Origin of the sequence: Amycolatopsis sp. lyj-23, assembly GCF_046549135.1 — a bacterium.
In the GTDB taxonomy this organism is placed as follows: domain Bacteria; phylum Actinomycetota; class Actinomycetes; order Mycobacteriales; family Pseudonocardiaceae; genus Amycolatopsis.
The window spans coordinates 422,791-449,154 of the sequence record NZ_JAJPWN010000003.1 but is presented as its reverse complement, the minus strand read 5'-3'; the positions used below and the strand labels follow the sequence as shown (position 1 = coordinate 449,154).

The window sequence follows — 26,364 nt, the reverse complement described above, 5'->3', positions numbered from 1 at the left end:
GGCCGGGGTATTCCCTGGCCGGGCGTCACCCGGTGGCCCATCGGGTGACGCCCGGCAGGGGTCAGCCGGTGTGCGACGCGATCCAGTCCGCGATGACGTCCACCCGCGAAGTGGTCTCGAGCTGGTTGTGCGGGCAGTCCGGACCGGTCGACTCGACCGACACGAGCTGGCCGCCGGAGCCGCCCGCGACGAAGTACGGCGCGCCCGAGTCGTAGACGCAGGCGCTCGTCGTGGACGTCGGGGCGACACCCTGGACGCCGAGCGTCGCGGCGGCGACCTGGCCGACCTTCACGGTGCCCTGCTGCAGCTTCGTGGACGGCGCCGGGTTGACGGCGGTGAGGCTGCCCCAGCCGGCGAGGGTCAGCAGCTGACCCACCGACGGCGTGACGCGGTTGACGGTGAGCGGCGTGATCGTCGTCACGTCGGCGTCGAGGGTCGCGATCGCGATGTCGTTGACGCTCGACTGGTAGACGGTGACGACGTTGCGCGTGACACCGGGCGTGCTCTGGTCGACCGTGCCGAGCAGCACGGACGTCGGGTACGGCACCGGGCCGGAGACGCGGTTGCGGTTCGCGTCGTGGAAGCAGTGGCCGGCCGTGATGATCCAGTTCCGGGCGATCAGCGAGCCGGAGCAGGCGCTGTTGTACCGGCTGCCGTCGGGCTTGGGGATGTTGGTCATCGTGAGCTTGGCGGCGAACCCGAACTGGCCCGCCGGGACGTCGGAACCGTTGGCCACGGCCGAAGCCGGGGCCGCGGTCGCGAGCCCGGCGGTCAAGACCAGGAAGGCAGCGGAAAGCACGGCGCGAACGCGCATCGGTGGATCCCCCCTTGTCGGCACCGGCCTGCGGCCGGTGATCACCTTCGAGCGTAGCCACGGTCGACGAGGACGAAATGCGCTGCATAGAGCAAAAAACCGGCCCCGGCGAGGTGCGCCGGGGCCGGTTTGGGAGGTTGTGCGCTAGTTCACGCCGACCAGGTCGACGACGAAGACGAGGGTCTCGCCCGGCTTGATGACGCCGCCGGCGCCGCGGTCGCCGTAGGCCAGGTGCGGCGGGATCACCAGCTTGCGGCGGCCGCCGATCTTCATCCCCGCGACACCCTGGTCCCAGCCGGCGATGACCTGGCCGGCCCCGAGGCCGAAGCGCAGCGGCTCGCCGCGGTCCCAGGACGCGTCGAACTGTTCGCCGGTCGCGTGGGAGACACCGACGTAGTGCACGGTGACCGTTTTGCCGTTCGTGGCCTCCGCGCCGTCACCGACAGTGAGATCGGTGATTTCCAGATCGGCCGGAGGGGGTCCGTCCGGGCGGTCGATGAGGGGCTTTTCCAAGGTCATGGGCCTCACCGTACCCACGGCCGGGTGGCTGCGCCGATCGGACTACGCCCAAGGAGGGGAAAAACGCGAAAAGTCTTCACACTTCCCCTACTGCTGGGTAGCGTGCGCTACGTCACTTTTCTGGACTGAGGGGAGCCCGGCATGCGACGTGGCATCCGCGCCCTGACCGTTACGGCACTGGGGGCCCTCGTGGCCGGGCTCGCCCAGGTCGCCGTCACCGCGCCGGCCGCGGAGGCGGCCCTGTCGCCCGACGACTACTGCGGCGGGCAGTGCAGCGACATCCTGCCACCCGGCGAACAGGGCAGCGCCACCCTCGCGGAAATCCTGGCGCACAAGCTGCTCGGCACCCGGCCGGCGCACTCGGCCGACCAGCTCGGCAAGTACGCCTCGCTGGCCGGCGGCTACAAGACGCTGACCACCGGCGCGATCAACCAGTACTTCAACGACTCCTCCTTCGGCGTCCCGGCCGACCAGGTGGCGAGCACCGCCAAGCCGCGGGCCGACGTCACGATCGTGCGGGACAAGGCCCTCGGCGTCCCGCACATCACCGGGACCACCCGTTCCGGCACCGAGTTCGGCGCCGGGTACGCGGCCGCGCAGGACCGGCTGTGGCTGATGGACGTGCTGCGGCACGCCGCCCGCGGCCAGGTCACCTCGTTCGCCGGTGGTGCCGAAGCCAACCGCGAGCTCGAGCAGCAGTTCTTCGCGAACGCGCCGTACACCGAAGCCGAGCTGCAGGCGCAGATCGACCGCACCGCGGCCAGCGGCCCGCGCGGCGCGCAGGGCCTCGCCGACGCGCAGGCCTACGTCGACGGCATCAACAAGTACATCAGCGACTCCTACAACGGCCGGTACTTCCCGGGCGAGTACGTGCTGACCGGGCACGTCGACTCGATCACCAACGCCGGCTCGATCGATCCGTTCAAGCTGACCGACCTGGTCGCGCTGGCGTCGCTGATCGGCGCCGAGTTCGGCGCGGGCGGCGGCGGTGAGGTCCAGAACGCCATCGCGAAGCTCGCGCTGCAGGAGAAGTACGGCGTCGCGCAGGGCGAGAAGGTGTGGCAGAGCCTGCGCGCGGAGGACGACCCCGAGGCGGTCAAGACGCTGCACGACGGCCAGACCTTCCCGTACGGCAAGACGCCGGCCAACGCGACCGGCCGGGCCCTGCCGGACAAGAACTCGGTGACGCCGCAGCAGCTGGTGTTCGACCGGACCGGTTCCGCCGCTTCGGCGACGCCGTCCACTGTGGACGTCGCCGCGCCCGCCGAGCTGGAGCCCGCCCGCGGGATGTTCGACAACGGCGTGCTGCCGGCCGACATGCTGAGCGAAAAGCACGGCATGTCCAACGCGCTGCTCGTCTCCGGCGCCAAGACCGCCAGCGGCCACCCGGTCGCCGTGTTCGGCCCGCAGACCGGTTACTTCGCGCCGCAGCTGCTGCTGTTGCAGGAGCTGCAGGGCCCGGGCATCAGCTCGCGCGGCGCGGCCTTCGCCGGGCTGAGCATGTACACGCTGCTGGGCCGCGGCCAGGACTACTCGTGGAGCGCGACGACGTCGGCGCAGGACATCATCGACACCTACGCGCTGCAGCTGTGCGACCCGAGCGGCGGCGCGCCGACGAAGGACTCGAACTACTACACCTACCAGGGCAAGTGCGTCCCGATGGAGACCGTGGAGGTCAAGAACGCCTGGAAGCCCACGGTCGCCGACGGCACCGCGGCCGGGTCCTACACCCTGCGCAGCTACCGGACCAAGTACGGGCCGGTGCAGAGCCGGGCGACGGTCGGCGGCAAGCCGGTGGCGTACGCGGCGCTGCGGTCGTCCTACTTCCACGAGGTCGACTCGCTGATCGGGTTCCAGGAGCTGAACGACCCGACCTTCGTCAAGTCCGCCGCGGACTTCCAGCGGGCCGCCGCCGACATCAACTTCACCTTCAACTGGTTCTACGCCGACTCGAAGGACATCGCCTACTTCAACTCCGGCGCCAACCCGGCCCGGCAGTCCGATGTGGACCCGAACATGCCGGTGTGGGGCGACCAGGGCCACGACTGGGTGGGCTGGAACCCGGCGGGCAACGTCGCGACCTACACGCCGTCGTCGCAGCACCCGCAGTCGGTCAACCAGGACTACTACGTCAGCTGGAACAACGCGCAGGCCAACGGGTACGCCGCGGCGGGTGCGGACAAGTCCGCCGTGCACCGCGTCGACCTGCTCGACTCGCGGGTGAAGCAGCTGATCTCCAGCGGCACCAAGGTCACCCGGGTCAACCTGACCCAGGCGATGGCGGACGCCGCGCTCGCCGACCTGCGGGCCGAGCGCGTCCTGCCGCTGCTGCTGCAGGTGCTCGACAAGACGCCGACCACGGGCGCGGCCGCGGACGCCGAGGCGAAGCTCAAGACGTGGCTCTCGAACGGCCACCTGCGCAAGGAGACTTCGCCCGGTAGCAAGACCTACGCCGACGCGGACGCGATCCGCATCTTCGACGCCTGGTGGCCGCTGCTGGTGCAGGCCGAATTCAAGCCGTCCCTCGGCGACGACGCCTACAACGCGATGACCGGCGTGCTCGGCATCAACGAAAGCCCGTCCGGCTGGCAGAACGGCGACGGCAGGCACACCGGCCAGCCGCACAAGGGCTCGTCGTTCCAGTTCGGCTGGTGGGGTTACGTCAGCAAGGACATCCGGCAGGTGCTCGGCCAGCCGGTCGCGGGCCCGCTCGCGCAGACGTTCTGCGGCGGCGGCGACGTCACCGCGTGCCGCCAGGCGCTCGTCGACTCGCTGACCACGGCCGCCGGCCAGTCCGCGAACACCGTCTACCCCGGTGACGCGAACTGCTCGGCCGGTGACCAGTGGTGCGCCGACTCGATCATCCAGAACCCGCTCGGCGGCATCACGCAGGACAAGATCAGCTGGCAGAACCGCCCGACGTTCCAGCAGGTCGTCGAGTACGCCGCGCACCACGGGGACAACATCGCGAACCTGGCGGCGGCGAAGACGGTCAGCGCCACCAGCGCCGAAACCGGCTTCTTCAACTCGCCGGCGTCGAACGCGATCGACGGGAACCCGGCCACCCGCTGGGCCAGCGACTGGAGCGACGACCAGGCGATCACCGTCGACCTCGGTTCGGTCCAGCAGGTCTCGCGGGTGCTGCTGAGCTGGGAGTCCGCGTACGGCAAGAGCTACCGGATCCAGCTCTCGCCGGACGCGGTGCACTGGACGGACGCGGCCGTGGTGACCGACGGCCACGGCGGCCAGGACAACCTGGCGTTCGCCGCGACCCCGGCCCGGTTCGTCAAGATGCAGGGCGTCCAGCGCGGCACCAAGTACGGCTACTCGCTGTACGAGTTCGAGGTGTACGCCCACTGAGGTCGCACTGAAGAGCCAGGCCGGTTCGCCCGTGGACGCGCGGGCGGGCCGGCCGTCTTCGTCACAGTGACCGCGGTGTGACCTGCGGTTACCGTGAACCGCATGGACGACTGGACGCCCCGCACCAAGGCCATCGCCGCCGGCCGGCCGCACGGCCCCGGCGAGCCGCTGAACACGCCGCTCGTCGCCACCAGCACCTACCGGGCCGGTGGCGACTTCGTGTACGCGCGCGGCGACGGGACGCCGACCTGGCACGCGCTCGAGGAAGCCGTCGGGGCGCTGGAAGGCGGCCACGCGACGGCGTTCGCGTCCGGGGTCGCCACCCTCTCCGCGGTGCTGGACCTGCTGCCGGTCGGGTCGCGGGTCGTCGTCCCGGCGTTCAGCTACGCCGTCACGCGCGGGGTGCTGGCCCACGCCCAGAAGCTGGGCAAGCTCGCCGTCACCGAGCTGGAGCCGACCGACACCGAAGCCTGGGTGGCCGAAGCGGCGACGGCCGATCTGGTCTGGCTGGAGTCGCCGACCAACCCGACCCTCGACGTGATGGCCATCGAGACGATCGCCGCCGCCGCGCGCGGCCGGGTCGTCGTCGACAACACCTTCGCGACGCCGTTGCAGCAGCGGCCACTGGAGCTGGGCGCGGACATCGTCGTGCACAGCGCGACCAAGGCCATCGGCGGGCACAGCGACCTGCTGCTGGGCATCACCGTGGCGAAGGACCCGGCCGTCGCGGCCGAACTGCGCGGCGCGCGGACGCGGGTCGGGTCGACGCCGGGTGCCCTCGAAGCCTGGCTCGCCCTCCGGGGGCTGCGGACCATGCCCGTCCGGCTGGCGGAGCAGTCCCGCACGGCCGCGCTGCTGGCTTCGCGCCTCGGCGAGCACCCCGCGGTCCGGCGGGTGCGCTACCCGGGCTTCGGGATGATGATCGCCTTCGAGCTGGCCGACGCCGAGACGGCGGACCGCTTCTGCGCGTCGACCCGGCTGATCGTCTCGGCGACCAGCCTCGGCGGCGTCGAAAGCCTGGTCGAGCGGCGGGCGTGGCTGCCGGGCGAAGAGCGCGTCCCGCCCGGGCTGATCCGGTTCAGCGTCGGCCTCGAAGACCCCGAGGACCTGTGGGACGACCTGACGTTCGCCCTCACGGCGTAACACGGGCGACCGAATCCCCGATAGTCGCGACATCGCAGGTCAGACTGTTGGGAGCACGCCGTGGGCAGAACGCTGAGCAGAGTCGCCGGGGTCGTTTTCGCGGGTGCGCTCGCCACCTTCGCCGCCGCGCCCACCGCGCTGGCACAGACCGAAACCAGTGTGTCACCCACGGAAACCACGTCGTCCACTTCGGAGACTCCGACCTCGAGCAGCCCGACGAGCACGACCACGCCTCCGTCCACTTCGGTCACTCCGGCGACCTCGCCGTTGGCGCGCACGGGCGGTGACGTCAAGACCACGGAGAAGCGGATCGCGCCCAAGACCCAGCCCGAGAAGCCCGCCCAGGATGCGCCGAAGGACGACTACCAGGACAACACCGGGCACGGCTTCGTCGGCCTCGGCGGCGAGGGCGTCCTGGTCATCGCCTGCGCGGCCGCCCGGCCGGGCGAGGTCGCCACCCAGTACCTGAGCGTCACCGGTGGCCCGGACCAGGACGAGGCCGACGGCCGCCTGTGGAACTACTCGGTGCGCGTCGTCGACGCCCCGGCGGGCACGACGACCGCGAAGTTCAGCTGGACCTGCGGTGGCGTCGAGGGCAGCGGCACCGTCGAGTTCGAGCAGGGGCAGCCGCAGATCACGACCGAAACCTCGACGGCGACCGCCACCTCGACGACGAGCGCGACGACGAGCACCACCACCGGCACGAGCTCGAGTGCCCCGGCGTCGAGCACCACGCCGGTCACCACCGGGACCAGCTCGGCGACGAGCTCCGCGCCCGCCGGCAACGCCGCTCCGAAGGCCCAGGTCAAGGTCGCGCCCAAGGGCGGGGTCGAGACCGGCTTCGGCGGCACGGCCTGGTGACGGTCCGCCGGGCCGGCGCCGCGCTCGCCCTGGTGCTGGCCCTGGCCGGGTGCGGCACCGCCGAGCCGCCGAAGGCCGCCCCGCCCGCTCCCGTCCCGGCTTCGGTGCCGGTGACCGTGCCGTTCAAGGGACTGCGCCCGACATCGGTGCGGATCCCGAAGATCGGCGCGGAATCCAGCCTGCTGGCCGTCGCCGTGAAACCGGACGGGTCGATTTCCGTCCCGTCGGTGCACACGCCGATGCAGGCGGCCTGGTACAAGCTTTCGCCGGTGCCCGGTGACGTCGGTCCGGCGATCGTGCTCGGGCACGTCGACGGCGACAAAAAACCGGGAATCTTCTTCAAGCTCAAGGAGCTCGCGCCCGGCGACGAGGTCGACGTCGACCGCAGTGACGGCAAGAAGGTGAAGTTCGTCGTCGACCGCGTCACCCAGGTGCCGAAGGAAACGTTCCCGCGCGATGCCGTCTACGGCAACAGCAACGAACCGGAACTGCGGCTGATCACCTGCGGTGGCGCGTTCGACCACGCCGAGCACAGCTACAAGGACAACATCGTCGTCTACGCGAAGCTGGCGGGCTGAAAGCGCCGCCGGTGCGAATGTCCGATGTGGATTTCGCCGGGCCGGAACGTTACCGGTTTCCGCCGTGGTCTTCTTCACGTCTTATTCGGTTCCGGTACATACCAGTAATGGGGCAGGATGTCCGAGTCGCCCGATCTTGTGCTTCTCGGCACCGGGCGGCTCGCGTAGTGGGGGTCATTGCGCGTTTCCTTCCCTGGGAGTCACCTTGAAGAAGACCCTGGGCCGTCTCGCGGGCGCCGTGCTCGCGGGGGCCCTGCTCACGCTCACCGTTTCGCCGGCCGCGTTCGCGCAGGAGGAGCCGGCCACCTCGACGACCGAGGCCGCGCCGAGCACCACCGAGGCGCCGGTGACGACCGAGGCGCCCACGAGCACCTCGGCGCCGACCTCGGAGACGGTCACCTCGGAGCAGCCGACGTCGCAGCCGACGTCGACCGGCACCGGCACGCCCACTGAGACGGCCACGTCGGGCAAGCCGACCAAGACCACCGAGCCGTCCACCGAGCCGACCGACCCGTTCCCGCACGGCGACGACTACGTCGACGACGTCGCGTACGCGTGGGAGTTCGACGGCGGCCGCGGCCTGCTGGCCATCGCTTGCGCGGCGGGCGAGCCGAAGAACGTCGTCTCCAACGACTTCTCCGTCGTCGAGGGCCCGTACCAGGACGGCGCGGACGGCCGCTACTGGGGCTTCGGGATCCAGCTGAACGAGGGCAAGCACCTGTCCGACGACACCACCGTCTCCTGGAGCTGCGAGGGCAAGCCGGTCACCAAGCCGGTCGCCCACGGCGGCGGCTCGGCCACCGTCGGCGGCCAGGTCAAGGTGACCCCGAAGACCGGCGGCGTCGAGACCGGCGGCGGCGCGACGGCCCGGTCCTGACCGCATGACCACGCAGTTCCGCCGCGGCGGCCGCGTGCTCGCGGCCGCACTGGCGCTGTCCTTCGCCCTCGCCGCCTGCGGGACCTCTACCCCGCAGGCGGCGGCGCCGTCGTCGTCCGTGCCGACCCCGCCGCCGGTGACCAAGCCGTTCGCCGGCCTGCGCCCGACGCAGCTGAACATCCCGAAGATCGGCGCGCAATCCTCGCTGGTCTCGGTGCTGCCCAAGGCCGACGGCGGGATCTCGGTCCCGTCGGTGCACACGCCGATGCAGGCGGCCTGGTACAAGATGTCGCCGGTGCCCGGCGAGACCGGGCCGTCGATCGTGCTCGGGCACGTCGACGGCGACAAGAAGCCCGGGATCTTCTACAAGCTGAAGGAGCTGGCCCCTGGTGACGAGGTCGACGTCGACCGCAGCGACGGCAAGAAGCTGAAGTTCGTCGTCGACCACGTGCAGCAGGTCCCGAAGGACACGTTCCCGCGCGATGCCGTCTACGGCAACAGCGACAAGCCGCAGCTGCGGCTGATCACCTGCGGTGGCGCGTTCGACCACGCCGAGCACAGCTACAAGGACAACATCATCGTGTTCGCGAACCTAGCCGACGCCTGAGCCGGGGTACGGGAACTCCGGCTTCAGCTCGGTCCCCGGGCACACCCAGCGGCGCATGCCCGCGTCGCAGACGGCGTACCCCCAGTTGATCAGGTTGTCCTGCACCTGCTCGGACATCCTGGTCAACCGGGTCTTCGTCTCGGCGAGCCGCCGGGTGTGCCCGACCGGCGCGGGCAGTGCGTCCGGCAGCTCGAAGTGCGAGATGTCGCTGTAGGTCGCCCAGTACGTGCCGGCGTACGTCTTCTCTTCGAAGCACTTCAGCAGCGAGCCGGTGCGCAGCTCGCGGACCTGGTTGTCCATCACGGTCAGCACGCGCAGCAGCTGCATCGGCCAGTTGTGCCGCGGCCGCTCTTCGTGCCGCATCTTCTTGCCGGCGTCGCTCACCAGGACGACGGCCCGCTGGTTCTCGATCGGGTCGAGGCCGAGGTTGTCGTACACGCCGGCGTCGCTGAGCACGATCTTGCGGCCGGGCTGGTGCGGGTCCGGGATGACGACCGGCGAAAGCATGGGCGGGAAGGCCGACGACGCGGCGACGGCGGTGGCGAGCGAGATCCGCCCGTGCGGGCCGGGCTGCCGGAAGAACCACCACAGCGAGCCGTCCTGCAGGCTCGTGGCGGTGAAGACGAAGTTCGGGCCGTCCGGGTCGAGGTCCGCGAGGCAGCAGTCGCCGAACAGGTGCTTCGCGTAGCGGCGCGCGAGTTCTTCGCCCGCGCTGCGCCACGGCATGCACAGCGACTTCAGCGTCACCGGGATGTCGAGGCTCGTGCGCGCCAGTTTCCGGATCGGCTGCACGACTTCCTTGGCGAAGTTCTCCGCGACGCCGTCTTCACCGAAGTACAGCTTGTGCCAGGCGTGCGCGAGCACGCCCGCGGCGATGGAACCGCCGGAAACGCTCGACACCGTGGTCAGCTTCGGCAGCCAGCCGAGCTCGTTGAGCCGCCAGAGCGCGCCGGCGTGGAAGAGCATCGCCCGGTAGCCGCCGCCCGAGAGCGCGAGCCCGACACCGTCCCGTTTCGCCGCGTCCACCCGGCCGAGTTTAGGCGTGCAGCAACGGTTCCAGCAGCGGGCGTTGCGCGGCGGGGACGTGTTCGGCGTAATTGTCGTACAGCGCCTGTTTGGCCAGGTGCGCCGCGGCCGGGCCGTCGGCCGCGCGGATCGCGTCGAGCACCTCCGCGTGGTGCGCCAGCCACGTCCGCATCAGCGATGTCCGGTTGCTCGCGTGCGCCAGCTTGTCTTCGACCAGCTCCAGCACGACCCCGCGGACGACCTCTTCGCTGACCACCAGCAGGGGGTTGCCGGAGGTGCGGGCGATCACCTCGTGGAAGGCAACGTCGGCGCGGCTGAATTCGGCGTAACCGCGGGAAACGCCTTCGCGCATCGATTCCAGGGCCGCGTCGAGGCCGGTCAGGTCGGCTTCGGTGCGCAAGGCCGCCGCGAGCAGGTGCGCGGAGCCGTCGAGGATCATCCGGAACTGCAGCAGCTCGGCCAGCCCGACGTGGTCGGCGCGAGCGAGCCGGTGCATCGAGCGGTGCAGCGCGGCGGGCGAGGCGGCCAGCACCTCCGGGCCGCGCGGGTCGCCGGGCCGCGACCGGATCAGCTCGGCCGCCTGCAGGACGCGCAGGGCTTCGCGGACCGTCGAACGGCCGACGCCGAACTGCGTCATCAGCTCGCGCTCGCCCGGCAGCCGTTCCCCCGGCTTGAGCGCGCCGCTGATCACGGCCTGCTCGATCTGCTCGACCACCCGCTCGTACGCGCGGACCGGCGCCACCGGTTCGAACCGCATCGCTTGACCTCGCCGTCCGCTCGGGGCAGGCTACTGGTCAGACCAGTGTACTAACCGGGAGGCCGAATGAAAGCCCGGATTTCCCTGGCGGCAGCGGTGCTGCTGCTTGCGGTGTCCGGCTGCTCGGCCGGCTCGTCGGCGAGTGTTTCCGCCGGTCCGGACATGCTTTCCGTCGGCTTCACGGCCGAGCCGGCGAACTTCGACTTCACGCGCACGGACGGCGCCGCCATCCCGCAGGCGTTGCTCTACAACGTCTACGAAGGCCTGGTGAAGCTCGACGCGCAGGGCCGGGTGGTGCCGCTGCTGGCGAAGTCGTGGACGATCAGCCCGGACCGTCGCACGTACGACTTCCAGCTCCAGCAGGGCGTCGAGTTCAGCAACGGCGCACCTTTCACCGCCGAAGACGTCAAGTTCTCCTTGCTGCGCGTGAAGACCGCCTGGACGATCTCGCTCAAGTCCACGATGGACGTCGTCGACCACGTCGACGTCGTCGCACCCGACCACGCGCGGGTCGTGCTCTCGAAGCCGTCCAACGGCTGGCTGTTCAGCCTGACCAGCCGCCTCGGCGCGATGTTCAGCCCGACCGGCGTCGGCGACCTGGCAAACCAGCCGGTCGGCACCGGGCCGTACGTCGTGGCGGCGCGCAAGCGCGGCGACTCCGTGGTGCTGAAGGCGAATCCCGCGTACTGGGGCCGGAAACCGGCGTACTCGACGGTCGTCCTCAAGTACATCAAGGACCCGACCGCGCTGAACAACGCGCTGTTCAGCAACGGCATCGACGTCATCTCGGCGATCACCGCACCGGACTCGGTCCCGCAGTTCCAGGCCGACGACCGGTTCCAGGTCGTCCAGGGCACGACGAACTCCGAAGTCACGCTGGCCATGAACAACGCGCGGCCGCCGCTGAACGACGTCCGCGTGCGCCAGGCCTTGACGTACGCGATCGACCGGAAGGCGTTGCTCGACACGGCGTGGGCGGGCCGCGGCACGCTGATCGGCAGCATGGTCCCGCCGACCGACCCCTGGTACGAAGACCTTTCGCACCTCTACCCGTTCGATCCGGCGCGAGCCAAGGCGCTGCTGTCGGAAGCGGGCGCGACGAACCTGAGCCTGCGGCTGCGGATCCCGAACCTGCCGTACGCGGTGTCGGCCGCGCAGGTCGTCCAGTCGCAGCTCGCCGACGTCGGCGTGCGGACCACGATCGAGCCGCTCGACTTCCCGGCGGTCTGGCTCAAGCAGGTGTTCACCGACCACGACTACGACCTGTCGATCATCCAGCACGTCGAGGCCAGGGACATCACGACGTTCGGGAAGCCGAAGTACTACTGGGGCTACGACAGCAAGCGCGTCCAGCAGCTGCTCGCCGAGGCCGACAGCGGGACGCCGGAGCAGCAGGTCGCGGACATGAAGCAGGTGGCCCGGCAGCTCAACACCGACGCGGCCGCGGACTGGCTCTTCCTGTTCCCCAACGTGATCGCCGCGAAGGCGAAGGTCGGCGGGTTCGTTCGCAACCAGGTCAGCGAATCCTTCGACCTCACCGGGCTGGCACCGCGATGACGGCCCGGGTGCTGCGCCGGGTGGCGATCTTCGTGGTCAGCGTGCTGGCCGCGTCGATCGTGGTGTTCCTGTTCATGGCCGTGCTGCCGGGCGATCCGGCGCAGGTCGCGCTGGGTGTCAACGCGACACCGGAGCTGCTGGCCAAGACGCGCGCGGAGTTCGGCATCGACCGCCCGCTCGTCACGCAGTACTTCGACTGGATCTCCGGCGTGCTCCACGGCGACTTCGGCCGGTCGTACGTGACGCGCGAAGCGATCGGCCCGCAGTTGCTCGACCGCCTCGGCGTGACGCTCTGGCTGGTCGGCGCGGGCATGCTGGTCGCGCTGGTGATCGCGGTGCCGGCCGGGACGTTCGCCGCGGTGAAGCACCGGAAGGCGGCCGGCGCGGGCGTCTCGGGCCTGTCGCAGATCGGTGTCGCGATCCCCGCGTTCCTCGCCGGGATCATCGTGGTGCAGATCTTCGCCGTGCAGCTGCGCTGGCTGCCGTCCGGCGGGTGGACGCCGCCGAACCAGGACTTCGGCGAGTTCTTCCGCGGGCTCGTGCTTCCCGCGTTGTCGCTGGGGCTGGTGCAGGGCGCGGTGCTCACGCGCTACGTCCGGTCGGCGGTGCTCGACACGCTCGGCCAGGACTACCTGCGCACCGCACGCTCGAAAGGCCTTCGTCCCGGGCAGGCGCTGGTGCGGCACGGGTTGCGCAACGCGTCCGTACCGGTGGTCACGGTCCTGGGCCTGCAACTGGCGACGCTGCTGATCGGCGCGGTCGTCGTCGAGCGCGTGTTCGTGCTGCCGGGTCTGGGTTCGATGCTGCTGGACGCCGTCTCCGCGCGTGACCTGCTGACCGTGCAGGGGATCGTGCTCGTGCTGGTGGCCGGCGTGCTGCTGGTCAACTTCGTCGTCGACGTCCTCTACACCGTGCTCGACCCGAGATTGCGGGGTTCGTGATGCGCAGTCTGGTCCTGGGCGGGGTCCTCGTCGGCCTGGTCGTGCTCGCCGCGCTGCTGTCGTTCGCGTGGACGCCGTTCGACCCGGTGAAGGTCGACGCGACCCACCGGCTGCTCGGCTTCACCGGCGCCCACTGGTTCGGCACCGACAAGTTCGGCCGCGACCTGCTGAGCCAGCTGATGGTCGGTGCGCGCACGACGCTGTACGTCGGGGTCGTCGCCGTCGGCATCGCCGCGGTCATCGGCACGCCGCTGGGCGTCCTCGCCGGGATGTCCCCGCGGTGGCTCGGCGAGTTCGTCATGCGGGTCAACGACCTCGTCCTGGCGTTCCCCGCGCTGCTGCTGGCGATCATGTTCGGCGCCGTGTTCGGGGCGGACACGCTGACCGCGATGGTCGCCATCGGCATCGCGACGATCCCGTCGTTCGCGCGGATCGCCCGCTCCGGGACGCTGCAGGTGATGAGCACCGAGTTCGTGCTCGCCGCGCGCGCCGGCGGGCGGTCGCGGTCGAACATCGCGCTGCGGCACGTGCTGCCGAACATCTCCGGCCTGTTGATCGTGCAAGCCTCGGTGTCGTTCGCGATCGCCGTGCTCGCCGAGGCGGCGTTGTCGTTCCTCGGCTTCGGCACGCGCCCGCCGACGCCGTCGTGGGGCCGGATGCTGCAGGAATCGCAAGAGCTCCTGACCGTGCAGCCGCGGCTGGCGCTGGTGCCGGGCATCGCGATCGCCGTCGCCGTCCTCGGGTTCAACCTCCTCGGCGACGGCCTCCGCGACCGCCTCGACCCCCGGTTGGCGGCCCGCGCATGACGCTTTCGGTCTCCGGGTTGCGGGTTCGTGAGCTGGTCAAGGGCGTCTCGTTCGAGATCGGCGCGGGCGAGCGCGTGGGCCTGATCGGCGAGTCCGGGTCCGGGAAGTCGCTGACGGCGTTGTCGATCATGGGCCTGCTGCCGGACGAGCTGCCCGCGTCGGGCTCGATCCGGCTGGGCGGCCGCGAGCTGCTGGGGATGTCCGAAAAGGACCTGTCCCGGCTGCGCGGCAACGAGCTGGCCATGGTGTTCCAGGAGCCGATGACGGCGTTGAACCCGGCCATGCGCGTCGGCCGCCAGGTCACCGAGCCCGGCCGCATCCACGGCCGCCGCCACCGCGCCGAAGACCTGCTCGCCGCGGTCGGCCTGCCGGGCACCGCCCGCGCGTACCCGCACCAGCTGTCCGGCGGCCAGCGCCAGCGGGTCGTCCTCGCGATGGCGCTGGCGAACGAGCCGTCGCTGCTGATCTGCGACGAGCCGACGACCGCACTCGACGTCACCATCCAAGCCCAGATCCTCACCCTGATCAACAGGGCACTTTCACGTGAAAGTGCCCTTCTGTTCATCACGCACGACCTCGCCGTGGTGGCGTCGGTGTGCGAGCGCGTGCTGGTGATGCTGGACGGCGAGATCGTCGAAGCGGGCTCGACGCGCGAAGTGCTGACGCAGCCGAAGCACGAGTACACGCGGAAGCTGCTGGACGCCTCGGACCTGGAGGCCCGCCGATGACGATCATCGAAGTCCGCGACCTCGAACGCCGGTACGCCCGCCGGGACGTCCACGCCCTGCGCGGTGTCAGCTTCGCCGTCGAGGCGGGACAGCGGTTCGGCATCGTCGGGGAGTCCGGCTCCGGCAAGTCCACGCTGGTCCGGCTGTTGGCGGCGCTCGACAAGCCGACGTCCGGCACGGTCTCCTTCCGGGGCAAGCGCATCGACGACCTGCCGGACCGGCGGCTCGGCTTCCTGCGGTCGGAACTGCAGATCGTCTTCCAGGACCCGATGGGCTCGCTCGACCCGCGGATGCGCGTGCGGGACATCATCGCCGAGCCCCTCGGCCGCCGAGCGCCCGATCGCGTCGCCGAGCTGCTCGCCGCCGTCGGCCTGCCCGCCGACGCCGGACGGCGCTACCCGCACCAGTTCTCCGGCGGCCAGCGGCAGCGGATCTCGATCGCCCGCGCGCTGGCCCCGAACCCGAGCGTGCTGATCGCCGACGAACCGGTCAGCGCGCTGGACGTCTCCGTGCGCGGCCAGATCCTCGACCTGCTCGGCTCGCTGGCCGCGCAGTTCGCGCTGACGCTCATCTTCGTGTCGCACGACCTCGGGGTCGTCCGGCACGTCTGCGACCGGGTCGCGGTGCTGCGCCGCGGCGAGATCGTCGAACTCGGTGACGTGGTGCAGGTCTACGACGCACCCCAGCACGAGTACACCCGGGAACTGCTGGCCGCCGCGCCGAACCTGCGCGCCGAGCTGGCCCGGCTGAGCAAGGAGCGCTGATGACCGAGCTGCCCGACCTCACCGCCGTCGAGCTCGTCGCGCAGTACCGCGCGAAGACGCTCTCGCCGGTCGAGGTGACCGAAGCCGTGGTCGCCCGCATCGAAGCGCGCGAGCCGGAGCTGCACGCGTTGTACGCGTACGACCCTTCGGCCGCGCTCGAAGACGCGAAAGCGTCCGAAGCGCGCTGGGCGTCCGGCGAACCGCTGGGCCCGATCGACGGCGTCCCGCTGACGCTCAAGGAGAACATCGCGACCCGCGGCACGCCGGTGCCACTGGGCACGGCGGCGACGGCGCTGGTGCCGGCCACCGAGGACGCCCCGGCGGCGGCCCGGGTCCGCGAGTCCGGCGGTGTCCTGCTGGCCAAGACCACCATGCCGGACTACGGGATGCTGACGTCCGGGCTGTCGAGCTTCCACACCACGGCCCGCAACCCGTGGCTGCTCTCGGCCACACCCGGCGGGTCCAGCGCGGGCGCGGGCGCCGCGGCCGCCGCGGGGTACGGCCCGCTGCACGTCGGCACGGACATCGGCGGCTCGATCCGGCTGCCCGCGGGCTGGTGCGGCCTGACCGGGCTGAAGCCGAGCTTCGGGCGGGTGCCGGTCGTCCCGCCGTTCCTCGGCCGCGTCGCCGGCCCGATGACCCGGACGGTCGCCGACACGGCGTTGCTGATGAGCGTGCTCTCGCGCCCGGACCCGCGTGACCACCTGTGCCTGCCGCCGGCCGAGCTCGGCTGGTCGTCGCTCGACCTCCCGATCGACGGCCTGCGGGTCGGCCTGCAGCTCGAGCCCGGCACCGGGCTCCCGGTGGACCCGGTGATCCGCGACGCCGTCACCGCGGCGGCCCGCGCGTTCGAAGCCGCGGGCGCGGTCGTCGAGCCGGTCGAGCCGTTCCTGACCCGCGCCATGCTCGAGGGCCTCGACACCTTCTGGCGCACGCGCGCCTGGTCGGACCTGACGGCGCTGCCGCCGGACCGGCGCGCGAAGGTCCTGCCCTACATCGCGGACTGGGCGGCCGGCGGCGCCGACGCGTCCGGTGTGGACGTCTACCGCGGCTTCGCGCAGATCGACGTCATGAGTGTGGCGGCCCTGCGCGCGATCTCGGCGTTCGACGTCGTCCTGTCCCCGGTCAGCCCGGTCGCGGCGCCGCCCGCGGAGTGGGCGTCCCCGACGAACGACCCGGCCCGGCCGTTCGAGCACATCGCGTTCACGGTGCCGTACAACATGTCCGGCCAGCCCGCGGTGGCGCTGAACTGCGGGTACACCGACGACGGCCGTCCGATCGGCCTGCAGATCGCCGGCCGCCGCTTCGACGACCTCGGCGTCCTGCGCGCCGCGGCGGCGTACGAACGGCTCCGGTCGCCGCAGCGGCCCTGGCCGATCGGGTAGGGAAGAAGTTCCGGTCCTTCGGCGAAGTGGTGGTGAAGCTGTCGCCGACGGGAAGGAACCCCATGACAGAGGCAGCCCCATGACGGCGGCCCCGGTGCTCGACGTCGAGCGGTTCACCCAGGTGCACGACCGCTACTTCCCGGACATCCACCGGTACGTCGCCGGCCGGCTCGGCGCCCAGGCCGCGGAGGACGTCGCCGCGGAGACGTTCCTCGTCGCCTTCGACCGGCGCAAGGCGTTCGACCCCACCCGCGGCGACCTGCGGGCGTGGCTGTTCGGCATCGCGACGAACCTGGTGTCCCGGCACCGCCGCAAGGAGGCCCGGCACTACCGCGCGCTCTCGCGGCTCGAGCCGCGCGAAGTCGCCGAAGGGCACGAAAGCCGCGTTGTCGACTCGGTCGTGGCCGCGCGGGTGGGGAAGGCGTTGTCGCGCCTGTCCGCCGGGGAACGCGATGTCCTCCTGCTCGTCGCGCTCGGCGACCTCGGGTACGCCGAAGTCGCCGAGGCGCTCGGCATCTCCACGGGCACCGTCGGCTCCCGGCTGACCCGCGCCCGCAAGAAGCTCAACCCCGTGCTTTCCCAGGAGGTTTCCGATGAATGACCTGCAGACCGTGCGGGCCGCGCTGTCGCCGGTCGAAGTGCCACCCGACGTCGTGGACCGCAGCCGGCACCGGCTGCAGAACCACGTGCTCGCGCCCCGCCGCCGCCGGGTGCGCCCGCTGGCGCTCGGTGCCGGGCTCGCCGCCGCCGGGGCCGCGGCCGCCGTCGTGGTGGCGACCCTGCCCGGCACGCCGGCGCCTGCGCCGCAGCCGCAGGCCGTGGCTCCGGTCGTCACCGGCACCCAGGTGTTGCTGGCGGCGGCCACGGTGGCCGAGCACGCCCCGGCGGGCACCGGCGAGTACTGGCACGTCAAGACCGCCACGGACCACCTGGTCTACGAGAACTGGTACACCGCCGACGGCCGCATGTGGTTCCGCGGCGAGAAGTCCGGCAACCACGTGAAGCCGCTGGGGGACTCCCCGTTGCGGCTGGCCGGCACCACCGTGACCTTCGAGCAGCTGCGGACCCTGCCCACCGACCCGGCGGCGCTGCGGAACTGGCTCGTCGACGCGATCGCCCACAGCGGCGCCCGGACGAGCGCGGGCCCGTACACCGCGGAGGACCGGGAGCAGGAGCTGCTGCTGTCGACAGTTTCGCTGGTGTCGACGTTGCCCGCGCCGCCGCCCGTGCGAGCGGCAGCCTTCCGCTCGATCGCGGCGTACCCCGGCGTCCGCGACCTCGGCCCGCTCCCGGGCGGCCGCGGTTTCCTGCTGCCGGGCGACTACCGCCTGGTCGTCGACCCCGCGACCGCCCGCATCAGCCACACCTCGATGTTCGTGACGGCGGACGGCGGTATCCACAAGGTCGCCGGCCCCCGGGGCGCGGAAGTCAGTGCCGAGTGGACGGACTCGCTGCCGCAGTGAACCGCACCGGTGGCCGGTCCCGCCCGGCCACCGGGTTCAGCCCTTGACCGCCTCGGCCAGGGCGAGCACCCGCCGCGCGTTGTCGACGTGCAGGTTCTCGATCATCCGGCCGTCCACGGTCACCACGCCGCGCCCTTCCTTCTGCGCCGCCTCGAAGGCCTCGATGATCCGCCGCGAGCGGTCGACCTCCGCTTCCGACGGGGCGAAGATCCGGTTGCACGGCTCGACCTGGGCGGGGTGGATCAGCGTCTTGCCGTCGAAGCCGTACTGCCGCCCCTGCTCGCACTCCGCTTCGAAGCCTTCGAGGTCCTTCACGTCGTTGTAGACGCCGTCGAGGATCACCTTGCCGGTCGCCCGGGCGGCCAGCAGGCACAGCGAAAGCCCGCCCAGCAACGGGCCGCGGCCCGGGACGAACTCCGCGTGCAGCTCCTTGGCCAGGTCGTTCGTGCCCATCACCAGCACGGTCAGCCGCTCGGACGCCGCCGCGATCTCCTCCGCGTGCAGCATCGCGACCGGTGTCTCGACCATCGCCCAGATCTTCGTGCGGTCCGGCGCCCCGCCGAGCTCCAGCGCGCGTTCGATGTTGTGCACCTCGGCCGCCGAGTTCACCTTCGGCACGACCACCGCGGCCGGCCCGGCCGAGGCCGCCGCCCGTAGGTCGGCGTCGTGCCACTCCGTGTCCAGGCCGTTGACCCGGATGGTCACTTCGCGAGCACCGTAGTCACCCGAAGAAGCCGCGGCGCACACCCGCTCGCGGGCGGCTTCCTTGGCGTCGGGGGAGACGGCGTCCTCGAGGTCGAGGATCAGCGCGTCCGCCGGGATCGTCTTGGCCTTCTCCAGCGCGCGCTCGTTGGCGCCCGGCATGTAGAGGACGGAACGCCTGGGCTTGAGCTCGGTCATCCGAGGACCTCCTTGGTGGCGGCGTCGTAGGCGGCCGCGAGCTCGGGGTCGTCCGCCGCGAGCGCGTCGGCCAGTTCGGCGACCACGCGGCACTGCTTCACCGACGCGTCGTCCTGCATCTTCCCGTCGATCATCACCGCGCCCGTGCCGTCACCCATTTCGGCGATCACCCGGCGCGCCCAGGCCACATCGGACGGCGAAGGCGAGAACACCTTCTTCGCGATGTCGATCTGCACCGGGTGCAGGCTCCACGCGCCGACGCAGCCGAGCAGGTAGGCGTTGCGGAACTGGTCCTCGCACCCGACGACGTCGCGGATGTCGCCGAACGGCCCGTAGTACGGCAGGATCCCGTGCATCGCGCACGCGTCCACCATCCGCGCCACCGTGTAGTGCCAGAGGTCCTGCTGGTAGGTCGTCCGGCCTTCGGTCAGGTCGTCGCCCGTAGGGTCCGTCCGGACCAGGTAGCCGGGGTGCCCGCCGCCCACCCGGGTCGTCTTCATGCGACGGCTCGCGGCCAGGTCGGCCGGGCCGAGCGAGATGCCCTGCATGCGCGGGCTCGCGCCGGCGATCTCCTCGACGTTGGCCACGCCGCTCGCCGTCTCGAGGATGGCGTGCACCAGCAACGGCTTCGTCAGGCCGGCGCGCGCTTCGAGCTGGGCCAGCAGCCGGTCGACGTAGTGGATGTCCTGCGCGCCCTCGACCTTGGGCACCATGATCACGTCGAGCTTGTCGCCGATCTCGGTGACCAGGGTGACCAGGTCGTCGAGCACCCACGGCGAGTCCAGGCTGTTGACGCGCGTCCACAGCTGCGTCTTCCCGAAGTCGTTCGCCTTGGCGATCGCGACCAGCCCGGCGCGCGCGGCCTCCTTGCGGTCCGCGCGGACGGCGTCCTCGAGGTTGCCGAGCAGGACGTCGACCTTCTTGGCGATGTCCGGCACCTTCGCCGCCATCTTCTCGTTGCCGGGGTCGAAGAAGTGGATCATCCGGGACGGCGTCACCGGGATCTCCCGCACGGGGGCGGGCGCGCCCAGGGCGAGCGGGGCGAAGAAGTCCTTCGGGGAGCGCATCGGTCCTCCACGGCGGCAGCTAAGTGACTGGTGGGTAACTTTAGTCCGGCCCGGGCGTGACCGCTGCGGCGCAAGTCACCGCCGTGTGGGTGACGGCGGACATCCGCAGCTCAGCGGCCCGCGTCCACTGTGGAACGGGCCCTGGTTGCGCCGAACGGGCCAGTGGGGGCGGGTTTGGTCAAACCTGCCCCGGGTAATCGTCCGTTGCCGGACCGTAATGCCACTCAACTCGCGATCACTCGGTTGGCCGCACCGTTCGACCGAAGTCCGATGACCGCCTACCGACCGGTCATCGACCGCTGGGCGCCGCCGATCGCAGCCACTCGCACTACCCGGCGACGCCGCGCCGTCGCGCTGTTAGACAAGTGAGGTGCCGGTTTCCCCCGGTCACGAAGCAGTGCAGGGCAGAAGGAGGCGGACTCGTGGCGGCTACACCTCAGAACACTGAGCGCTCGACGGTCGCCGGTGGCGCGAAGCGCAGCCGGTCGATGCCGAGCCGCGTGGTGCCGCCGATCGAGCTCCCCGCGAGCGTCGACGAGCTCGCCCGCGCCGCGGCTGCCCAGCTGGGCTGGAACGGCGTCGTCCTGCCCGAGATCACCATCCTCGGCCGCAAGGTCTGCGTGGTCGCCAAGCTGCGCACCGAAGTCCACGCCGAGCGCATCGCGATGGGTGCCGGCCCGGTGGCCGACCGTGCCACCGTCGACACCTGGACCTGGCCGGAGCTGGCCGGAACCGCCCCCGCCCCGGCCGCCGAGATCGTCGGCGTCCTGGCCGTCGCGCGCCACTGGCGCACCGCGATGGCCTCCGCGGTTCCGTTCGCCCGCTACGGCGAGGCCGCGATGGTCCTCCCGTCCCCGGCCGTGCTGACCGAGGACTACGTCGGCAACTGCCTGCCGCGCGCCCGCGCGTACGGCCTCGCCGTCGTGACCGCCGACCCGAACGCGGTCGTCGACCTCGACCTCGAGGGCCGCACCGAGCGCGTCGTGCTGGCCGAGGACCCGGTCTCCCGCCTGGTGAACGAGCTGGTCTACGACCACCTGCTCCGCACCGCCGAGGTTCCCGCGTCGCTCGACTGACGCTCATCTCCATTCAGTAATAGGGTCGGCTCATGCGAGTCGTCATTGCTGGTGGACACGGTCAGATCGCGCTGCGGCTCGAGCGGCTGCTCGCCGCGCGCGGTGACGAAGCGGTCGGCATCGTCCGGAACCCCGCCCACGTGGCGGACCTCGAAGCCGTCGGGGCCCAAGCCGTCGTGCTCGACCTCGAGAACTCCGATGTGGACACCGTCGCCGAGGTGCTGAAGGGCGCCGACGCCGCGGTGTTCTCCGCCGGTGCCGGGCCGGGCAGCGGCACCGCCCGCAAGGACACTGTGGACCGTGGCGCCGCCGCGCTGTTCGCCGAAGCGGCGGAGCGGGCCGGCGTCCGGCGGCACCTCCAGGTGGGCTCGATCGGGGCCGACAACCCGGAGAACCCCGACGTCACCGAAGAGTTCCGGCACTACCTGCGCGCCAAGCGCGCGGCGGAGGACGACCTCAGGGCCCGCGACCTCGACTGGACGATCCTCCGGCCCGGCTCGCTGACCGACGACCCCGGCACCGGCCTGGTCCTGCTGGCCGAGTCGACCGGCCGCGGCCCGATCCCGCGCGACGACGTCGCCGCGGTGATCATCGGCCTGCTCGAGACGCCGGCTTCGGTGCACCGAACCCTGACGTTGATCTCGGGTGAGGAAGCCATCGGCGAGGCGATCGCGGCGCTGTGATCACCCAGGCATCGAGAGAAATCGCCGTCTTCAGCGGCAGCGCGCACCCCGAGCTGGCCGAAGAGATCTGCCAGCAGCTCGGCGTGCCGCTGCGGCCGGTCGAAATCCAGCGGTTCGCCAACGACTGCCTCGAGGTGCAGCTGCAGGCGAACTGCCGCGAGCGGGACGTCTTCATCATCCAGCCGCTGGTCAAGCCGGTGCAGGAGCACCTCGTCGAGCTGCTGCTGATGCTCGACGCGGCGCGCGGCGCCTCAGCGTCCCGCATCACCGCGGTCATGCCGCACTACTCCTACGCGCGCTCGGACAAGAAGGACGCGCCGCGCATCTCGATCGGCGGCCGCCTGGTCGCCGACCTGCTGGTGACGGCCGGCGCGAGCCGCGTGCTCGCGATGACCCTGCACTCGCCGCAGGTCCACGGCTTCTTCAGCGTCCCGGTGGATCACCTGCACGCCCTGCAGGAGCTCGCCGAGCACTTCCGCCAGTACGACCTCTCGCGCGCCACCGTCGTCTCACCCGACCTGGGCAACGCGAAGGAGGCTTCGCACTTCGCGCGGCTCCTGGGTGTCCAGGTCGCGGCCGGGGCGAAGGAACGCTTCCCCGACGACCGCGTCCAGATCACGTCGGTGATCGGCGAGATCACCGACCGGGACGTCATCGTGCTCGACGACGAGATCGCCAAGGGCAGCACGGTGCTCGAGCTGCTGGACCGGCTGGCCGAGCTGCGTCCGCGGTCGATCCGGGTCGCCTGCACGCACGGGCTGTTCGCGGCGAAGGCCATCGAGCGCATCGGCAGCCGGCCGGAGGTGCTGGAGATCGTCTGCACCAACACGGTCCCGGTGCCCGAAGAGGAGCGCACCGAGAAGCTGAAGATCCTGTCGATCGCCCCGGCGATGGCCGAGGCGATCCGCCGGATCCACAACGGCGAATCGGTGTCGGCGCTCTTCAGGTGACGGGCCCGAGCACCCGGTCCAGGTAGGTGTTGGTGAAGACGCCGCTCGGGTCGGTTTCCTTGCGCACGCGCAGGAAGTCGTCGAAGTGCGGGTAGCGCGAGCGCAGGACGCCGGCGTCGAGGTCGTGCATCTTGCCCCAGTGCGGGCGGCCACCGACGGCGCCGGCGATCTTCTCGAACGCGCTGAAGTACTCGCGGTAGGGCATGCCGACGAACTGGTGGATGGCGATGTAGGCGGAGTCGCGGCCCTGCGCGGTCGACAGCCAGATGTCGTCGGCCGCGGCGACCCGCACCTCGACCGGGAACATCACCGGGTTCTGCAGCGTCGGCACCACAGCGCGTAGTTCGGCGAGCACGTCGAGCACTGATTCACGTGGAACAGCGTATTCCGTTTCGGTGAAGCGGACGTTCCGCGCGGTGACGAAGACGCGGTGGGAGAGGTCACTGTAGTCGCGCGCCGAGAGCATGTTGGACGCGAAGTTGTTCAGCGGCCGCACGAGCCGCGGCATCAGCCGGCCGGTGCGGCAGAGCCCGCCGAACGCGACGTTCTCCATGATCCGGTAGTCGACGAATTCGCGAACCTTGCTCAACGGCTCGGCGGTCTGGCACCGGTTGTTGCGCTTGACCAGTGCGTTCTTGCCGTAGGGGAACCAGTAGAACTCGAAGTGCTCGTTCTCGTCGGCGAAGTCGTGGAAGCCCTCGAGCACCTGCTCCAACGGCTCCGGCCGTTCCTGCGCGCGCAGGACGAACGACGGTTCGCACTTGAGCGTCACGGTGGTGATGACGCCGAGCGCGCCGAGCCCGACGCGGGCGGCGGCGAAGAGGTCGGGCTTTTCCTCGGCCGAGCAGGTGACGAGCGAGCCGTCGGCGAGGACGAGGTCCAGCGCGGCGATCTGGGTGGCGAGGCCGCCGAGCTTCGCGCCGGTGCCGTGGGTACCGGTGGAAATCGCGCCGGCGACGGTCTGCGCGTCGATGTCCCCGAGGTTGGTCATGGCCAGCCCGAGCGCGTCGAGGGCGGCGTTGAGTTCCCGGAGGGTCGTGCCCGAGCGGACGGTGACGTGCCCGGTCTCGAGGTCGGCCTGCTCGATGCCGGTCCAGTGCCGCAGGTCGAGCGCGTCGGAGTCGGCGGCGGCGATGGCGGTGAAGGAGTGCCCGCTGCCCCACGGGCGCACGGTCCGGTCCGCGGCAGCGATGCGCTCGACCGTCGTGGCGATTTCAGCCACGCTGCGCGGCTGGTGAACGTGCTGCGGAGAGGCGGACGCCGTGCCCGCCCAGTTGGTCCACCGGGTCATGCGCGCACCCTTCATCGTCGAGTGCCCGAAACAGTATGTGAACGGTATTCGCGTTTCAAGCCTTCGTGTCGTACTTTAGACCTCGTGACCAGTGCGACGGTGTACGACTTGGCGACCAAGGACCTCGATCCCCCCTTGGCCGTGGTCGACTTGGCGGCGTTCGACGCGAACGCGGCCGACCTCGCCCGCCGCGCGGCCGGCAAGCCGATCCGCGTCGTCAGCAAGTCGGTCCGCTGCCGCGCGCTGCTGGAGCGGGTGCTGGCGATGCCCGGTTTCGAGGGCCTGATGTGCTACTCGCTGGCGGAAGCGATCTGGCACGTGGAGCAGGGCACGACCGATGACATCGTCGTCGCCTACCCGACGGCCGACCACGAAGCCCTCCGTCGCCTGGCCACCTCCGAACCCGCCCGCTCGTCGATCACGATCATGGTCGACTCGCCCGCGCACCTCGACCTGGTGGACGCCGCCCTCGGCCACGGCCACCCGGAGATCCGGGTGTGCCTGGAGCTGGACGCGTCCTGGCGCCCCCTGCCGGGAATCCACGTCGGCACCCGCCGCTCACCGGTGTTCACCCCGAAGCAGGCGTCGACGTTCGCCCGCCACATCGTCGCCCGCGCGGGCTTCCGCCTGGTGGGCGTGATGGCGTACGAAGGCCAGATCGCCGGCCTCGGCGACGCGGCGGGCGGCGGCCTGAACCGCGCTCTGGTCGGCTGGATGCAACGCAGGTCGGCGGCCGAGCTGGCCCGCCGTCGCGGCGAGGTGGTCCGCGCCGTCCGCGAGGTGACGGACCTGGAGTTCGTCAACGGAGGCGGAACGGGCAGCCTGGAGTCCACGGGCGCGGACGCGGTGGTGACGGAGATAGCGGCGGGCTCGGGCTTGATCGGCCCGACGTTGTTCGACGGGTACACGCGCTTCAAGCCCCGCCCGGCAGCGCTGTTCGCCCTGCCGGTGGTCCGCCGCCCGACCCGCAAGATCGCCACGCTGTATTCGGGCGGCTACATCGCCTCGGGCCCGACGGGCCCCTCCCGCCAACCGCAGCCGTACTTGCCGGCGGGCTTGAAGTTCCTCGGTTTCGAAGGAGCGGGCGAGGTCCAGACCCCGGTGACGGGCCGCGCGGCGCGAACCCTGAACCTGGGCGACCGGGTGTGGCTGCGTCACGCGAAGGCGGGCGAACTGGCGGAGCGCTTCACGCACTACCACTTGATCCAGGGCGACCAGGTGGAGCGAACGGTCCCGACCTACCGCGGCGAGCACCAGAACTTCGGCTGACGGGCCTTCAGCCGTCGGACTTCTCCTTGCGGAGGTTCGCTGCGCCACATCGTCGGGATCGACAGTTCGGGTGCGCAATCCGGGACCGCCACGCGCGCGCCCGCCCTCCCTGGGGGAACCCCCACTTCCAGTCTACCGGCCCCCACCGACAACCCACCCCGAAAGCACCCACTTGTCCACAGCTGTGCATACCTGTGGACAACTTCTGTGGACAGCTACGACCGCTCCCCGAACCGAGCCGCCAGATACCCCTTCACCACGTACTTCGCCTCGGCGACGATCTTCTCGTCCCCGCTCGGCTCCCGCCGGAAAGCCAGCTTCAGCAGCGCGTCCGCCACCTCGTTGGCGATCGTGATCGCGAACCGCAGGTCTTCCACCGGCCGATCGACCTGCGTCGACACCAGGTCCGTCAGCGAATCCACGATCACCGCGTTGTTGTCGCGGGTCTCGTCCAGCAGCTGGCGGTCGATGATGTCGCCGAAGTGGACCTTGGAAAACCCCGGTACCGTCCGGTGCATCTCCAGGTAGATGTCGAGGATCGAGTCCACGACGTCCCACCAGTGCTCCGGGCCCAGCTGCTTCAGCCGTTCGTTCACCGCGCCCACGAAACGCTCGAGGTTGCGGGCCGTCAGGGCCTGGACCACCGCTCGCTTGTCCGGGAAGAACTGGTACAGCGAACCTACGGCGACCCCGGCGCGCTTCGCGATCAGCGTCGTCGTCAATGCGTCGTAGCCGAGCTCGTCGATCAGCGCCGCGCTCGCGTCGAGCATCTGCTCGACCCTCTTCGCGCTTCGCTGCTGGACCGGCTGACGGCGTAAGGGGGTGGCTTCTGCCGGCACCTTCGCGGCCTGGATGTCGGACACGGCGCTCCTCCTCGTCTGATCTGGGACTTTATCGTGCCGACGGGGTTCCCCACGGACGAGTGACGACCTAGTATATGAG

The 26,364-nt window shown here is 71.0% G+C and carries 26 protein-coding genes; 18 read left to right on the top strand and 8 right to left on the bottom strand.

The features are described 5' to 3' along the window. Positions 1–61: 61 nt before the first annotated feature. Together ACLJPY_RS08235 and ACLJPY_RS08230 are read right to left on the bottom strand one after the other, a co-directional pair. Positions 62–814 (bottom strand): S1 family peptidase, encoded by a 753-nt coding sequence (locus ACLJPY_RS08235; protein WP_410587411.1) that lies wholly within the window; start codon positions 812–814, stop codon positions 62–64. Positions 815–958: 144 nt separating this feature from the next. Beyond that, entirely contained in the window at positions 959–1,333 is a 375-nt protein-coding gene (locus ACLJPY_RS08230) for an FKBP-type peptidyl-prolyl cis-trans isomerase (RefSeq protein ID WP_410587410.1), read from the bottom strand. A gap of 141 nt (positions 1,334–1,474) precedes the next feature. Here ACLJPY_RS08230 and ACLJPY_RS08225 point away from each other — a divergent pair, with 141 nt between their 5' ends. The 6 genes from ACLJPY_RS08225 (at position 1,475) to ACLJPY_RS08200 (ending at position 8,759) form a co-directional block, all read left to right on the top strand. After that, the gene (locus tag ACLJPY_RS08225; RefSeq protein WP_410587409.1) at positions 1,475–4,693 is read left to right on the top strand and encodes a penicillin acylase family protein; all 3,219 of its coding nucleotides are present in this window, start codon (positions 1,475–1,477) and stop codon (positions 4,691–4,693) included. Positions 4,694–4,795: 102 nt separating this feature from the next. After that, positions 4,796–5,836, top strand: a complete 1,041-nt coding sequence (locus tag ACLJPY_RS08220) for a trans-sulfuration enzyme family protein (protein ID WP_410587408.1) — start codon at positions 4,796–4,798, stop codon at positions 5,834–5,836. A 60-nt stretch (positions 5,837–5,896) separates the two neighbouring features. Further along, positions 5,897–6,697, top strand: coding sequence for a hypothetical protein (locus tag ACLJPY_RS08215; protein ID WP_410587407.1), 801 nt, complete (start codon positions 5,897–5,899; stop codon positions 6,695–6,697). Further along, the gene (locus ACLJPY_RS08210) at positions 6,694–7,275 is read left to right on the top strand and encodes a class F sortase (protein WP_410587406.1); all 582 of its coding nucleotides are present in this window, start codon (positions 6,694–6,696) and stop codon (positions 7,273–7,275) included. Before ACLJPY_RS08215 ends, ACLJPY_RS08210 begins: the two co-directional genes overlap by 4 nt. A gap of 205 nt (positions 7,276–7,480) precedes the next feature. After that, on the top strand, positions 7,481–8,152 hold the full coding sequence (locus tag ACLJPY_RS08205) for a hypothetical protein (RefSeq protein WP_410587405.1): 672 nt from the start codon (positions 7,481–7,483) through the stop codon (positions 8,150–8,152). Between the two features lie 4 nt (positions 8,153–8,156). Continuing rightward, positions 8,157–8,759: a class F sortase gene (locus ACLJPY_RS08200; RefSeq protein WP_410587404.1), complete on the top strand. Its 603-nt coding sequence runs from the start codon at positions 8,157–8,159 to the stop codon at positions 8,757–8,759. Here the strand turns inward: ACLJPY_RS08200 and ACLJPY_RS08195 are convergent. Beyond that, a complete protein-coding gene (locus tag ACLJPY_RS08195; RefSeq protein ID WP_410587403.1) occupies positions 8,745–9,785 on the bottom strand; it encodes a patatin-like phospholipase family protein in 1,041 nt (346 codons plus the stop codon). The genes ACLJPY_RS08200 and ACLJPY_RS08195 overlap by 15 nt on opposite strands. Before the next feature lie 10 nt (positions 9,786–9,795). Continuing rightward, positions 9,796–10,542 carry a FadR/GntR family transcriptional regulator gene (locus ACLJPY_RS08190; protein WP_410587402.1) on the bottom strand — a complete coding sequence of 249 codons (747 nt, stop codon included), beginning with the start codon at positions 10,540–10,542 and terminating at the stop codon, positions 9,796–9,798. Between the two features lie 66 nt (positions 10,543–10,608). Between ACLJPY_RS08190 and ACLJPY_RS08185 the strand changes: the two genes are divergently transcribed. From ACLJPY_RS08185 to ACLJPY_RS08150, 8 genes are all read left to right on the top strand, one after another. Further along, positions 10,609–12,099, top strand: coding sequence for an ABC transporter substrate-binding protein (locus tag ACLJPY_RS08185; protein WP_410587401.1), 1,491 nt, complete (start codon positions 10,609–10,611; stop codon positions 12,097–12,099). Then, on the top strand, positions 12,096–13,040 hold the full coding sequence (locus ACLJPY_RS08180; protein WP_410587400.1) for an ABC transporter permease: 945 nt from the start codon (positions 12,096–12,098) through the stop codon (positions 13,038–13,040). The genes ACLJPY_RS08185 and ACLJPY_RS08180 overlap by 4 nt, the downstream gene beginning before the upstream one ends. Next, on the top strand, positions 13,040–13,846 hold the full coding sequence (locus ACLJPY_RS08175) for an ABC transporter permease (RefSeq protein WP_410587399.1): 807 nt from the start codon (positions 13,040–13,042) through the stop codon (positions 13,844–13,846). The genes ACLJPY_RS08180 and ACLJPY_RS08175 overlap by 1 nt, the downstream gene beginning before the upstream one ends. Further along, complete coding sequence (locus ACLJPY_RS08170; protein ID WP_410587398.1) at positions 13,843–14,574, top strand: ATP-binding cassette domain-containing protein; 732 nt, start codon at positions 13,843–13,845, stop codon at positions 14,572–14,574. The genes ACLJPY_RS08175 and ACLJPY_RS08170 overlap by 4 nt, the downstream gene beginning before the upstream one ends. Continuing rightward, on the top strand, positions 14,571–15,338 hold the full coding sequence (locus ACLJPY_RS08165; protein ID WP_410587397.1) for an ABC transporter ATP-binding protein: 768 nt from the start codon (positions 14,571–14,573) through the stop codon (positions 15,336–15,338). The genes ACLJPY_RS08170 and ACLJPY_RS08165 overlap by 4 nt, the downstream gene beginning before the upstream one ends. Further along, complete coding sequence (locus ACLJPY_RS08160) at positions 15,338–16,723, top strand: amidase (protein ID WP_410587396.1); 1,386 nt, start codon at positions 15,338–15,340, stop codon at positions 16,721–16,723. Before ACLJPY_RS08165 ends, ACLJPY_RS08160 begins: the two co-directional genes overlap by 1 nt. A gap of 79 nt (positions 16,724–16,802) precedes the next feature. Then, positions 16,803–17,324, top strand: coding sequence for an RNA polymerase sigma factor (locus tag ACLJPY_RS08155; protein ID WP_410587395.1), 522 nt, complete (start codon positions 16,803–16,805; stop codon positions 17,322–17,324). After that, on the top strand, positions 17,317–18,186 hold the full coding sequence (locus ACLJPY_RS08150; protein ID WP_410587394.1) for a CU044_5270 family protein: 870 nt from the start codon (positions 17,317–17,319) through the stop codon (positions 18,184–18,186). The genes ACLJPY_RS08155 and ACLJPY_RS08150 overlap by 8 nt, the downstream gene beginning before the upstream one ends. Positions 18,187–18,222: 36 nt before the next feature. On the opposite strand, the gene ACLJPY_RS08145 is transcribed toward ACLJPY_RS08150, so the two are convergent. Beyond that, a complete protein-coding gene (locus ACLJPY_RS08145; protein ID WP_410587393.1) occupies positions 18,223–19,086 on the bottom strand; it encodes an HpcH/HpaI aldolase/citrate lyase family protein in 864 nt (287 codons plus the stop codon). Next, the gene (locus ACLJPY_RS08140; RefSeq protein ID WP_410587392.1) at positions 19,083–20,153 is read right to left on the bottom strand and encodes an HpcH/HpaI aldolase/citrate lyase family protein; all 1,071 of its coding nucleotides are present in this window, start codon (positions 20,151–20,153) and stop codon (positions 19,083–19,085) included. Before ACLJPY_RS08140 ends, ACLJPY_RS08145 begins: the two co-directional genes overlap by 4 nt. 422 nt (positions 20,154–20,575) lie before the next feature. Between ACLJPY_RS08140 and ACLJPY_RS08135 the strand changes: the two genes are divergently transcribed. Genes ACLJPY_RS08135 through ACLJPY_RS08125 form a run of 3 tightly spaced genes read left to right on the top strand, consistent with a single transcriptional unit; the run spans position 20,576 to position 22,862 of the window. Then, the gene (locus ACLJPY_RS08135) at positions 20,576–21,229 is read left to right on the top strand and encodes a hypothetical protein (RefSeq protein ID WP_410587391.1); all 654 of its coding nucleotides are present in this window, start codon (positions 20,576–20,578) and stop codon (positions 21,227–21,229) included. A 32-nt stretch (positions 21,230–21,261) separates the two neighbouring features. Next, complete coding sequence (locus ACLJPY_RS08130) at positions 21,262–21,912, top strand: SDR family oxidoreductase (protein WP_410587390.1); 651 nt, start codon at positions 21,262–21,264, stop codon at positions 21,910–21,912. Beyond that, the gene (locus tag ACLJPY_RS08125; RefSeq protein WP_410587389.1) at positions 21,909–22,862 is read left to right on the top strand and encodes a ribose-phosphate diphosphokinase; all 954 of its coding nucleotides are present in this window, start codon (positions 21,909–21,911) and stop codon (positions 22,860–22,862) included. The genes ACLJPY_RS08130 and ACLJPY_RS08125 overlap by 4 nt, the downstream gene beginning before the upstream one ends. Here the strand turns inward: ACLJPY_RS08125 and ACLJPY_RS08120 are convergent. Beyond that, a complete protein-coding gene (locus ACLJPY_RS08120) occupies positions 22,855–24,153 on the bottom strand; it encodes a D-arabinono-1,4-lactone oxidase (RefSeq protein ID WP_410587388.1) in 1,299 nt (432 codons plus the stop codon). The genes ACLJPY_RS08125 and ACLJPY_RS08120 overlap by 8 nt on opposite strands. A gap of 84 nt (positions 24,154–24,237) precedes the next feature. On the opposite strand from ACLJPY_RS08120, the gene ACLJPY_RS08115 reads away from it, so the two are divergent. Then, a complete protein-coding gene (locus tag ACLJPY_RS08115) occupies positions 24,238–25,422 on the top strand; it encodes an amino acid deaminase/aldolase (RefSeq protein WP_410587387.1) in 1,185 nt (394 codons plus the stop codon). A 215-nt stretch (positions 25,423–25,637) separates the two neighbouring features. Here ACLJPY_RS08115 and ACLJPY_RS08110 read toward each other — a convergent pair whose 3' ends face one another. Continuing rightward, the gene (locus tag ACLJPY_RS08110) at positions 25,638–26,285 is read right to left on the bottom strand and encodes a TetR/AcrR family transcriptional regulator (RefSeq protein WP_410587386.1); all 648 of its coding nucleotides are present in this window, start codon (positions 26,283–26,285) and stop codon (positions 25,638–25,640) included. Positions 26,286–26,364: the final 79 nt, after the last annotated feature.